A 1,613-nucleotide genomic window follows, 5' to 3' on the forward strand; every position below is an offset into this window, starting at 1 on the left:
GTCGCCGTGACCACGAAGCTGTGGTTGCCGTCTCTCAGCGCACCCGCCAGCTCCAGCGACCACTTGCCGTCGGCTCCCGCCTTCACGCTTCCCAGCACGGTGCTGCCTTCACGAATGGTGACTACGGAGTTTGCTTCCGCCGTACCGTTCAGCGTTGGTTTGTTGTCGTTGGTCAGACCGCCGTTGGCAATCGCTCCCACGGTGCCACCAGCCACGTTATCTTCCACACTGGTGATAACCGGTGCGTTCGGTGCCTTGCTATCCACATTCAATGTAAAGGTGGCAGATTGCTGCGAGGTATTACCCGCTTCATCTGTGGCTTTCACGTAGAAGCTGTTGACACCTTGACCCAATGCTGATGCCGGCGTCCAACTCCAGTTACCCGCGCCATCTGCCTTCACGCTGCCCTGCGCTGTACCATCGGCTTTGTAAATCGTTACTACGCTGTTTGCTTCCGCCGTACCACGCAGTGCCGGACGATCATCATTGGTCAAGCCATTATGAGCAATCGCACCGTTGAACACGCCACCCGCTACGTCATCCCATGCATCATTGATGACCGGAGCGTTTGGTGCTTGGGTATCAACCACTAAACCGAACTCAGCGGATTTAGGTGAAACGTTACCCGCAGCATCCATTGCTTTCACATAGAACGAGTAAGGAGCATCAGCCAGCGCCGTAGCAGGCGTGAATGACCAGTTACCCGCTGCGTTAGCAGTGGTGCTGCCCATCACGGTGCCGTCGGCTTTGTAAACCGTAACAACACTGTTAGCTTCTGCCGTACCGCGCAGTTCTGGTTGTTTATCGTTAGTCACGCCGCCGTTGCTGATTGCGCCGTTATGCACGCCACCGGCCACGTCATCCCATGCATCAACAATCACTGGCGCATTTGGCGCTTTGATATCGATAATCACGGTATACGGATCGGACTCTTCAGAGCTATTGCCCGCTGGGTCGGTCACGATGATGGTGAAATCATGCGCACCTTCGTTCAGCGGGGTATCTGGCGTGAATGTCCAGTCACCCTTGCTATCTGCAACCGCGCTACCAATTGGCTGACCATTTTCAATTACGGTCACAATGTCACCTGGCTGCAAACCGCCACCCACTAAGGTTGGGGTGGTGTCATCCGTCACGCCGCCATTGCCCACGCTGCCCTGGATTGGACCCACGTCGTCTATCACGTCCGCGATGCCGTCGCCGCCGGTGCCGCCATCGCCCGGTTTGGTCGGTTCCTGGACGTCGATATCCAGCACGAACTCGGCGGTCGGTGCGCTCACGTTACCCGCTGCGTCGGTCGCAACCGCGGTGAAGTGGTGCACGCCGTGCGGCAGTGCTGTGGACGGCGTGAAGCTCCAGTCGCCGAAGGCGTTGGCTTTCACGGTGCCCAGCGACGTGGTGCCGTCAAAGATTTCAACCATGCTGTTTGGCTTGGCTTTACCGACCAGCGTAGGGGTGTCGTCGTTGGTCACGGCGCCGGACGCGATGTTGCCGGTGTGCGCTTCTACGTCGTCAACCGCGTAGTCGATGCTCACCGCCACGTTGCCGGTGTCGACGATGAACTCAATCGGCGCGGACTCGTCGCTCTGGTTACCCGCCGGATCTTCGATGAT

General features: G+C 58.2%; 1 protein-coding gene. It reads right to left on the reverse strand.

Translation table 11 applies throughout. The features are described from left to right. Positions 1-1,613 (reverse strand): Ig-like domain-containing protein (locus KVT28_RS11500; protein ID WP_217548493.1); only part of this gene is annotated, 1,613 nt, incomplete at both ends.

The sequence above is a fragment of the Pantoea sp. GbtcB22 genome, from assembly GCF_019091025.1.
GTDB lineage: Bacteria > Pseudomonadota > Gammaproteobacteria > Enterobacterales > Enterobacteriaceae > Pantoea > Pantoea leporis.